We start from the raw sequence: 11,431 nt of genomic DNA on the forward strand, positions 1-11,431 counted from the left end.
GAGGGGCCGGCGGAGGCGCCGCTTCTCTGCTGATCGTCACGCTTGGCTCCCCTCTTCCACCTGGAGTTCGCCCGCGACGTCGACGAGGATGTCCTCGAGGACGTCATGGGAGATCGACGGCGAGGTCCGAAAGCCCCGCCGGCCGGTGGCCCGCACGGCCTCGCGGACCTCGTGGAACGCCGCCTCGATGTGCGCGGCGATGTCGCGGTCGCCGCGGCCCCGCCAGTCCTTCGGACGGCGCACCTCGATGACGACCACGTCCCTGCCGCGGGACGCGATGACGTCCAGGACGTACGGCGTCCGGTAGCCCTCGCCGGTCGTGATGTCCGCCGGAAGATGCGTGACGGTGATGTCGCCGAAGCCGTCCTGCTCTCCCAGATAGTTGAAGCCGATCTGGGGACGTAGCCGCCCGAGCACGTTCGCGTCGTCGCCGAGGGCGGGATCGAACCGCAGGAGCGGGCCGAACCCGAAGCCCTTGGCGGGCAGCCGCTCGAAGGAGCGCCGCACCGAGTTCACCGTGTCGTCGACACGGTCCTCGACCTGGACCAGATGCGGGAACGTGCTGGTGAACCAGCCCACCGTCCGGCTGAGGTCGTGGTCGCCGGCGAAGGACTCCCGGCCGTGCCCCTCGAGGTCGAACAGGATCCGGTCGCGACCGGTCATCGTCGCCACCGCACGGGCGACGACGGTGAGCAGGGTCTCGGCGGGCTCCGCGCCGTGGACCTCCCGCGCGGCGTCGAGGAGCGAGAAGCCGTCCGTCTCCTCGATGCGGACGACGTCCGCGTCGGTCTCGCCGCGCGCCACCTTGACCGTGTCGAACAGGTCTTCGCCCGTGTTCTCGGCGAGGTCGGTCCAGTAGGGCAGCTGCGAGCGGAAGCCCCCGCCCTCCGCGTGCCGCTTCAGCGCGGCCGTCCATTCCGGGAACGGCATCGTCTTGGCGGGAAGATCGGCGTCCGGGTCGGCCACGCAGGTCAGCAGGTCCTCCAGGAGGATCATCCAGGAGACGACGTCCACGGCGAGGTGGTGGATCGCGATCGCGAACGTCCTGCCGTCCTGGCCCAGCCCGGCGCCGAGGGCGACGGCCGGTCCTCCGCCCACGTCCACCTTCGCCTGGAGGGCCGTCACGTACTCCGTCATCTCCGCGTCCGACAGGCCCTCCGGCGCTTCCTCGGCGTGGATCAGCGACGGTGCGTCGACGTCCCGCAGGTGAAGGCCCCCCTGCTCGTCCATCGCGACGCGCAGCAGGTCATGATGCCTCGCGAGCCGTTCCATGCCGCGCATCAGGCGCTCCGGCGGGCAGGGCCCCCCGGTCGTGACGAGCAGGCTCTGGTTGAACAGGCGCACCCGGTTGGCGGCATCACCGAGGAACGCGTGCTGGATGGGGCCGGGGACGACCGGTCCGGTCAACGGCGCCTGGTCGTACTCGGGCGTCTCGGCCGGGCCTGCGGCGCCGGACGCCTTCTCTTCCAGCGAACGGATGCTCTGGGCCTCCAGTAGGTCCGCGACCTGGGCGTGGACGCCGTGGGCCTTGAGCCGGGAGACGACCTGGATCGCCTTGATCGAGTCGCCGCCGAGCGCGAAGAAGTTCGCGTCGATGTCCTCGACCGCGGCGCCGAGCACGTCGGACCAGGCCGCCGCGATCCGCCGCTGCAGCTCGGTCACGGGGGCGGCGGCCGAGGCGCCGGCGGAGAGGTCCGGCCCCGGCAGCGCCGTCTCGTCGAGCTTGCCGTTCGCGGTCCATGGGACGGTGGCGGTCTCGACGACGAACGCCGGCACCATGTAACTCGGCAGCCGCCGTGCCAGCGCCGCGCGCAGCCTCGGCTCCGCGGTCCCGGCGTCCTCCTCGTACCGCACCCAGAGGCACAGGCTCTTGCCGCCCGCCTCGGTCACGTGCACGCCCGCGTGCGCCCACCGCACGTACGGCTCCGCCATGGCGACGTGGATGATCTCGGCGAGTTCGATGCGGTGGCCGCGCAGTTTGATCTGCCGGTCGATCCGGCCGGTGTAGTAGAAGCGGCCGTTGCTCTTGAGCGTGACGAGGTCGCCGGTCCTGTAGAGAATCCGGCCCGGGACGGCGGGGCTCTGGACGAACCGTTCCGCGTCGAGCTCGGGCCGGTTCAGGTAGCCGTCGGCCAGGCCCTCGCCGCCGATGAACAGCTCGCCGCCGACGCCGATCGGCTGCGGCTCCAGCCGGTCATCGAGCACCCACAGCGACGTGTCGTTGATCGGCCTGCCGATGGGGACGGCGTCGTTCTCGTCGAAGTCGTCGAAGTTGTGGACGGCCGCGAAGACCGTGCTCTCCGTCGGGCCGTAGCCGTTCGCGATCCGGCCGGGGCCGAGCAGGTCGAACGCCCTGCGCACATGGACCGGGGACGCCATCTCGCCGCCGAAGATCATCCGCCGGATTCCGCCCAGCGAGCCGGGGGCGTGGTCGATCAGCGCGTTGAACATCGCCGCCGTGATGAAGAAGGTGGTGACACCGTGGCGCTCGATCGCGGACGCGAGCCGGTCGAGGTCCAGCACCGCGGCCTTCTCCAGGATCACGAGCGCGGCGCCGTTCGTCAGCGCGCCGAACATGTCGTACACCGAGCCGTCGAACGAGTAGTCCGACATCAGCAGGAACACGTCGCTCGGATCGGCCTCGTAGAACACCGACCTGCGGACGACGCGCAGCACGCTCTTGTGCCGGATCGTCGAGCCCTTGGGGACGCCGGTCGTCCCCGACGTGTACATGATGTAGATCTCGTCGTCGCCGCCGGTCGGGACGGCCGGGTCGGTGTCGTCCTCCGCGAGCTCCATGCAGGCGGAGAGGTCCACGACCCGGAGGCGGTCGGTGGCGAGTCGCGCGGCCCGCTCCATCCGCGCCGGCGCCGACAGCAGGATCGCCGCGCCCGAGTCGTCCGCGATCATCCGCAGGCGCTCGGCGGGGAACTCGGTGTTGAGCGGGACGTAGAAGCACCCCGCCTTCAGGACGCCGAGGATCGCGACGATCATGTCGAACGACCGGTCGGTGAAGAGCGCGATCGGCGTCCCCGGCTCGGCTCCCAGCCGCAGAAGGCCGCGCGCGACCCGGTTCGCCCGGGAGTTGAGCTCGCCGTAGGACAGGCGGTCATCGTCCATGATCAGTGCCGTCCGGCCCGGGTCGGCCGCGACGTGCCGCTCGAACAGCCCGACCACGCTCTCGGATTCGAGCGGCGGCGCGGGGGTCGTGGCGTAACGCCGGATGAGCTCGGCCTCGCGTTCGGGCATCAGCCGGAGCGCTCCCAGTTCGTCGTGGTCGCCGGCGGCCAGCACGGACCGCAGCAGCGTCAGGTGGCGCTCGGCGAACAGCCGTACGGTCTCCTCCCGGAACAGGGCCGTGGAGTACTCCCACTCGACCAGCAACTCGCCGCCGGACTCCCTGGTGCTGAGGGTGATGTCGTACTTGGCGCTGCCGTCGTCGAACGTGATGACCCGCGCGTCGTCGTGTTCCAGCCCCATGTCGGTGTTCTGGTGCACGAAGCAGACGTCGAACAGCGGACGCCGTCCGGGTTCGTGCCGCGGCCCGAGTTCCTCGATCAGGGACTCGAGGGGGTAGTCCTGGTGCTCGAACGCGTCGAGGACGGTCGACTTGAGCGCCGTGAAGTACGCGCCGACGCCGGTGCCGGGCCCGGCGGCGATCCTGATGGGCAGCGTGTTGACGAACATGCCCACGAGGTCCTGGTAGGCGAGATCGGGCCGCCCCATGACGGGGGCGCCGATCACGACGTCGTCCTGTCCGCTCAGCCGGGACAGCAACTGCTGGAACACGCCGAGCAGGAACATGTAGAGGGTGAGGTCGTGTTCGCGCGCGTAGCGCTTCGCCGCCTCGAGCGTCCGCGCGTCCACGGCGGTGAAGAACGTCGCGCCGGTGCGGGTCGCGACGTCCGACCGCTGCCGGTCCGTGGTGAGCCGAAGCGTCGGGACCCCGTCCTCGAATCGGGAGACCCAGTAGTTCCGGTGCGGTAGCAGGTTCGCGCCGTTCTGCCGTTCGAGCAGTTCACGGATCGCGGACCGGTAGCTCCGCGGGAGCGGCGCGAGCGCCTCGCCCCGCGAGGCGGCGGCGAGATCGCGGAACACGATCCCCATCGAGGTGCCGTCGGTGATGATGTGGTGCATGTCGATCGCCACGCAGGTGGCGCCGTCATCGAACTCGAAGCACCCGACCCGGAACAGTGGTGCCTCGTCGAGCCGGAACGGCCTGACGAACTCCTTCATCTGCTCCCGGGCGCGGTCCTCGTGGGTCTCGCCGTCGCCGGGCGCGCCGAGCCGGCGGTGCTCGACCGTCACCGGGACGTCCGCGTGGACGCGCTGGAACGGCTCTCCGTGGACCATGTGGAACGTCGAGCGGAGGCTGTCGTGCCGGCGGACGAGTGCGCGCAGGCCCTTCTCCAGGACGGCCGTGTCCTGCGGCCCCCGCCCGATCGTCAGTCCGGTGACGTTGTAGGCGGTGGAGTCCTCATGGAGCCGGCTCGACAGGAACATGCTCCGCTGGGAGCCGGTCAGCGGAAGCTCGTACTCCTCGACGGCCCTCTCCTCGGCGGTCTCCGCCGGCCGCCGTCCCCTCGACCCGGCCAGGACCCGCGCGTCGCTGAGCCCGAACTCGCCGGCGACCGCGTCCGCGAAATCGTCGAACACGGGCTTGGCCAGCAGGGCCGACGCGGAGATCTCCAGATCGAACTCCGCGTTGAGCATTTGCGTGATCTTGAGGGACGCGACGGAGTCGCCGCCGAGCCCGAAGAAGTCGTCCGTGCCGTGCAGCATGGGGTAGCCGAGGACGTCGCTCCAGACCCGGGCGATCACCTTGCGGGACGGCGACGCGTCCTCCTCGCCGTGCAGGCATGACGGCTGCGCCAGGATGCTCTCCACGTCGTCGCCGGGACCGGCCGCCGGTCCGGCGTCGTTGCGCGGGCGCACGCTCTCGTCCCACAGCCGTACGCGGTGGAAGAGCTGCGGTGGAAGCGGCACCCGCCGGACGTCGGCGTCCCGGCGCAGGCCGGCGAACGGGTGCGCCCCGCCCGCGAGGAAGTCGTCGACCGCTTCGGCCAGGAGCCGGAACCGGGGCGGAGTCCCCCGCGGCTCGCGGACGACGGCGGCGCCCTCCCCCGCCGGCCGGCGGCCCAGCAGCCGCTCGAGCCCGTCCCGCAGTGAGTCGCGGCCGTCGCACAGGACGACGGCGCGGACGGGCTGATGCTCACGGCCCGCCTGCATCGTGAAGCACACGTCGTCGATGCGGTACTCGGGATGGCCATCGAGGAACTCCAGGTGGCGCGCCGCCGTCCCGGCCAGCAGCTCCTCGTTCCGCGCGGAGATCGGGTAGAGGTACGGGCCCCGGCCGGGGTCCGGCCGTCCGGGCAGCGGCGGCGCCTCCTCGAGCACCACGTGGCAGTTCGTCCCGCTCAGGCTGAAGCTGCTCACGCCCGCCCGGCGCGGCGTCCCGGCGGCGGTCCACTCGGTGAGCCGGTCGCACACATAGACCGGCGATTCGGCGAGATCGAAGAACCGGTTCGGGGCGTCGAAGTGCAGCGACGGCGGAATGGCTCCGCGCTGCAGGCTCAGGAGCACCTTGATGAGCGAAGCCAGCCCGGCGGCGCCGACCGTGTGGCCGATGTTGGTCTTCACCGAGCCCAGCGCGCAGAACTGCCGCCTGCCGGTGAACGCGCGGAACGCGCTCGTGAGCCCTTTGATCTCGATGGGGTCGCCCAGGGGCGTTCCCGTGCCGTGGGCCTCGATGTAGGAGATGGATTCCGGCTCGACGCCCGCGCGCCGCCAGGCGCTCACGAGCAACCGGTCCTGTGCCCGCGCGTTCGGGGCCGTCAGGCCGTTGCTGCGGCCGTCGTTGTTCACCGCGCCGCCGAGGACGACACCGTAGACGTGGTCCCCGTCCGCGACCGCGCGCGAGAGCGGCTTGAGGTAGACGCCGGCGACTCCCTCGCTCCACACCGTGCCGTTCGCCGCCTCGTCGAACGCCCGCACGCGGCAGTCGCCGGACTCGGTCTCGTCGCCGAGTCCCGTGGGGGCGAGCAGGAGGTTGATCGCGGCCACGAAGGCCGTGTCGCAGTCGCCCTGCCGGATGGACTTCATCGCGGCGTCCAGCGCGACCAGCCCGGACGAGCAGCCGGTGTCGACGACGACGGCCGGTCCGCGCAGGTTCAGCAGGTACGACAGGCGGCTGGCCAGGATCCCGGACCACGAACCCGTCATGGCCGAGAAGTCCGCCTCCGAGAGGAACGGCAGATACGAGACGCGCAGCCGGTGCGTGTGGTCGTTGCCGACGAAGACGCCGACGTTCGTCCCGTCCAGCTCGCTCTTGGCGTACCCGGCGTCCTCCATCGTCTCGACGAGGACCTCCACAAGGTTGCGGTGGTACGGGTCGATCTGCCGTGCGACCTGCGGCGGGAGGCCGAAGTACTCCGGGTCGAACAGGTCGATCCTGTCCAGGTAGCCGCCCTTGACGGTCGACACCGCCCCGCCCTCGACCCGCTGGAGGTCTTCGAGGCGGATCGGCGGGAACGCGCCGATCGACTCGCGGCCCTCCACCAGGTTGCTCCAGAACTCCTCCTTGTCCCGGGCCCCGGGGAACCGGCAGGCGATCCCCACGACGGCGAACGGCTCGTCCCTCTCCCGCTCGGGCTCGACGATCGCCTTGATGAACTCCTTCGCCCGGCCGACGTCGAGCCGCTCCTGCTTCACCTGCATGAGCAGGTACCTCAGGAGCTCCTTCCTGATCTCCGGATCCGACGCCACCGCTACCTCCCTCCGCCGTCCGCGTCGCCGAAGATGCCGGTCAGTTCCGCGTCCCCGATCTCCTCCAGGACCTCCCTGAGCGGCTGGTCCGCCGCCGGGGCGTCCGCGGGGGCCCGCGCGGGCCCCCGCCGCTCGTCGATGTAGGCGGCGAGGTCGGCGACCGTGGAGTACGAGAACAGATCGGCGATGTCGACCGTGTCCGGGAACAGCTCGTCGAGCTTCGATAGCAGCTGGGACGTCATCAGCGAGTTGCCGCCCATGTCCTGGAAGGTCGTGTAGGCGTCGACCTCGCCCAGCCCGAGCACGGTCGCGTACAGGACGGCGACCTGATGCTGGGTCGGGGTCGGATCGGACAGCCCGGTGAGGCGGAGATCGGACACGACATCTCCGGACGGACCGGCGCCCGCGTCGGCGGCCTCGGACCGGAGCTCCGGTTGCAGCCGGAACGGCAGCTCGTCCAGGGCGTCCCGGATCACGGAGAGGTTGAACGCGGCCGGGATGACGCCGCCCGTGGCCGGGTTCCGCAGGAAGTACGCCAGCCAGTCCAGCCCCTCGCGCACGGAGATCGCCGTGAAGGGCGCGTCATCGGTCCCCATGCCGTGGTCGACGGCCATCCCGACCTCGGTCCACGTCGGCCAGTTGATGGACAGCGCGGGGATCCCCTCGTCCCTCGCCCGGGCCGCGAGGGCGTCCATGAAGGCGTTGGCGCAGCAGTAGTCGCCCTGCCCCTGGCCACCCGTGATCGCGGTGATCGACGAGAAGAACACCAGGAAGGCACCGGGGTGCCCCTTCGCCAGATCCAGCAGCGCGACGCCGCCGTCGACCTTCGGGGCGAGGACGGTGCCGAAGACCCCGCGCTCCTTCGTCGCGAGGAAGCCCGCGCCGGCCACGCCCGCCGCGTGGACGATGCCGGTGAGGACGACGCCCTCGTCCCGCAGCCATCCGGCCACGCGTTCCACGTCGGCGGCGCGCGACACGTCGCACGGGACGTACTCGGCCGGCCCGATCCCCTCGATGCGCCGCGCCGTCCGCTCGTCGAGGGGCCGCCGGCCGAGCAGGACGACCTTCTCGGCCCCCTCCCGGGCCATCTCCTCGGCGATCGCGAGGCCGAGGCCCCCGGCGCCGCCCGTGATGAGGAACGTCCCTCCCGCGTAGCGCGGCCCGGCCGCCTCCTCCGCCTCGCGGTACCGCAACTCCCGCACATGGATGTCCGAACCCCGGACGGCCCGCGGCGTCGCACCGTGGCCGCCCAGGCATTCGCGCAGGACGAGCTCCATGTCCGCGTCGGCGGGCGCGTCCACCGCGTCCACCAGGAGATGCCGGTGCTCCTGACCGATCACGACGGCGAGCGCGGCGGTCGCGGCGTAGTACGGATCGATGCCGGGGCCGCCCTCGGCCACCGGCCAGGCTCCCGTGCCGAGCACCTTCAGGCCCCGCGCGGGCTTGAGCCGCGCGGCGAGCATGCCCCGGTAGAGCTCGAACAGAGCGTCGGCGCCGTACGCGCGGCGCCGTTCGTGGGACAGCCCGGCGTCCGCGGTGAAGTCGGTCGCGAACAGGACGCCCTCCACCTGCTCTCGCAGCAGCCGTTCGCACAGGAGCCGCACGCCCTCCTCGTCCGGAGCGAACACGTCGCGGGCGGGATCCGTCTTCTCGCCCAGGCGGCAGGGGACGACCCGGCGGACGCGCGCCTCGACCTCGTCGACGAGCCGCCCGCCCGCCCGGGAGTCCAGCGTCAGCACGGCCCACGCCGAGTCCTCCTCCACCGCCGTGCCGAGGCGGGGAGCGGGCACCCACGCGGACTCGAGGAACCGCCGGGGGCCGTCCAGGCTGAAGCGCTCCCAGTCGACCCTCTTGACGGTGTAGCCGGTGATCTGCGCGAAGATCCGGCCGTCCTCGTCGAGAAGGTCCACGTCGTAGGTGATCGTCTCGCCGTCCCGGCCGTCGTCGCGGACGGTCCGGATCAGCGAATAGCACGTTTCCGGCATGGGCCGGTGGAGGACGAAGCTCTTGTACAGGTACGGCAGGAACGTCCGCCCGCTGGTCTGCGAGGTGAGGTTGACCGCGTTGTCGAGCTTGGCGGGGTGCAGCCCGTAGTCCGCGGTCTCGGCGTCGACGCCCTCGGGGAGGCGAAGCAGGGCCAGCGCCTGCGCGTCGTTCCTCCAGAACGCCCGCACGGAGTCCCAGCGCGGCCCGAACTGGAAGACACCGGTGTCGGTCTCGCCGTCGTAGGGGTCGGCCGCCTCGGTCGCGGCGCGCTTCGGCGCCTCGAGGTCGACGGCCGAGGGGGGCGCGGCGGCCTCGCCGACGGGGCCCACCCGCCCCTCGACGTGGGCGATCCACTCGCCGTCGCGCCGGCTCGACACACCGAACGCGTAGCCGCCCTCGTCGAGCCGGTCGAGCCTGGTTCGCACGACCGCGCCCGCGCCCTCTTCCACTGAGAGCGGGAAGAGGAAGAAGACGTTCTCGAACCGCATGCTCTGCGTGTTCTCAACGGCGCTGTAGGCCGCGCGGGCCATCTCCAGGTAGGTCGTTCCCGGAACGACGGCCCTGTGCCGGATGCGGTGATCCGACAGGACCCAGTGCCGGTCCACCGAAAGCGTGTTCTCGAACACGACCTGGGACTCGAATCTGCTGATCTCGTTGCCCAGCAGGGGGTGCTCCCGGACGCCGCCGAAGCCTCGCACGCGCGTCCTCATCGGCTTGGCCCAGTGGCGCGTCTTCTCGAACGGGTACGTCGGGAGCGGAACCCTCCGCCTGCCCTCGTCCTCGTGGTACTTCCCGAACTCCACCCGGGCGCCGCGGACGTACGCTTCGGCCAGTTCGGTGAGCGCCGCGTCGTCGCCGTGCGCGCGGTACGCGGCGAGCCTCGCGTTCGCCTCGCCGGAGAGCCGCTCGCTCTCCTGGACGGTGATGTCCCCGGGCTCCAGTTCCGTCTTCCGGTCGCTGACGACGGCGTGGACGCCGTAGAAGAGCCCGTGCTCCGCGTCGCCGTGCGGGCCGTGCTCCCTGGCGCGGGCGAGGGACTCCGCGAGCCGTTCCTTCGTCGTCGCGACGATGAGGAGGCGGTGGTCGTGGTGGCCACGGCCGACGTTGGAGGTGTAGCAGATGTCCGCGAGCGACCAGGGACTGTCCGCGAGCAGTGACGCGTACGCGTCGACCAGCTCCCGCAACGACGACTCGGACCTGGCGCTGACCGTGAGGCAGTAGCGGTCCTTGCGCTGGGCCTCGCTCCGGTAGCGCGGGCCCTCCTCGAGCACCATGTGACAGTTCGTCCGGATGAAACCGAACGAGTTGATCGCGGCGCGGCGGGGCTCCCCGTTCGTCTCCCACTCCGTCAGCCGGTCGTTGACGTAGAGCGGGCCGTCGGTGAAGTCGATGTACGGGTTGGGCACCTCGAAGTTCGCCGAAGGCGGCAGCAGTCCGGTCTCGAGGGCCTTCACGACCTTGCCCACCGACGCCACGCCGGACGCGGCGACCATGTGCCCCATGGTGGTCTTGAGGGATCCGATCCCGCAGAACTGCCTGCGCTTCGTGTGCCGCCGGAACGCGTTGGTCAGCCCCTTGGCCTCGATGGGGTCGCCGAGCACCGTTCCCGTGCCGTGGGCCTCCACGTACGTGATCGTCTCCGGCGAGAAGTCCGCCTTGGCCCACGCGTCGAGGATCACCCGCTCCTGCATCAGCGCGTTGGGCGCGGTGATGCTGTTGGAGGTGCCGTCGTTGTTGATGGCGGACGTCTTGATCACCGCGCGGATGTGGTCGCGATCGGCCAGCGCGCGGGCGAGCGGCTTCAGGACGACGATCCCCGCGCCCTCGCCCCACTGGGTCCCGTTCGCGCGGGCGTCGAACGTGCGCACCGTGCTGTCGTCCGACACGACGCTGTCCATCGTCATCCCGGACATGAAGTCGGACTTCGCCTCACCGCCCATCGTGAGGTTGAGGCCGCCGGCCAGCGCCATGTCGCACTCGCCGAGCACCAGCGACTGGACGGCCTGGTGGATCGTGACCGCACCCGCCGAGCACGCCGTGTCGGTCATGACGCAGGGGCCTTTGAAGTCCATCTGGTAGGAGATCCGGCTGGCGACCATGCCTTCCCAGGAGCCGGACAGCTGCATCGGGCTGCCCTCGGAGACCATGCGGTAGTACGAGAAGTTCGTCTGGTCCCGTCCCAGGAAGACGCCGGTCCTGGTGCCCTTCGCGCCGTCACCTCCGTACCCGGCGTTCTCCAGCGCCTCGTAGGCGACCTCCAGGGCGATCCGCTGGTACGGGTCCATGTAGTCCGCCTCGAGGGGCGGGATGCCGAAGAACCGGGCGTCGAAGTGGTCGATGCGGTCCAGGTAGCCGCTCATGGCATAGATCCGGTCCAGGTCGGCCTCGTCGACCGGCGCCCCGAGGATCAGTTCCGTGTAGTACGGATTCCTCAGCGTCTCGTAGATCTCGTTCTTCCGCGCCTGCGGAAAGTCCCGGATGCAGTTGCGCTTGCTCTGGAGCATCTCCCAGAACTGTTGGATGTTCGTCGCGGCGGCGAAGCGCCCGGCCATTCCGATGATCGCGACGTCCTGGTGGAGATGGGCGCCCGAGAGTTCGGACAGCAGGCTCTTCGCCCGCTCCCTGGTGATGCGTTTGGCGGCGAACTGCTCGAGAACGAAAGTCTTCAGGTTGTCCATAT

Annotated in this window: 2 protein-coding genes; both read right to left on the minus strand. The window is 70.9% G+C overall.

The window, feature by feature from the left end:
- Window positions 1–36: 36 nt before the first annotated feature.
- Complete coding sequence (locus tag IE99_RS0108560) at window positions 37–6,765, minus strand: non-ribosomal peptide synthetase (RefSeq protein WP_030166301.1); 6,729 nt, start codon at window positions 6,763–6,765, stop codon at window positions 37–39.
- Window positions 6,766–6,767: 2 nt separating this feature from the next.
- Complete coding sequence (locus tag IE99_RS0108565; RefSeq protein ID WP_030166309.1) at window positions 6,768–11,429, minus strand: SDR family NAD(P)-dependent oxidoreductase; 4,662 nt, start codon at window positions 11,427–11,429, stop codon at window positions 6,768–6,770.
- Between the last annotated feature and the right edge of the window lie 2 nt (window positions 11,430–11,431).

It is taken from the genome of Spirillospora albida (assembly GCF_000718255.1).
GTDB lineage: Bacteria > Actinomycetota > Actinomycetes > Streptosporangiales > Streptosporangiaceae > Spirillospora > Spirillospora albida.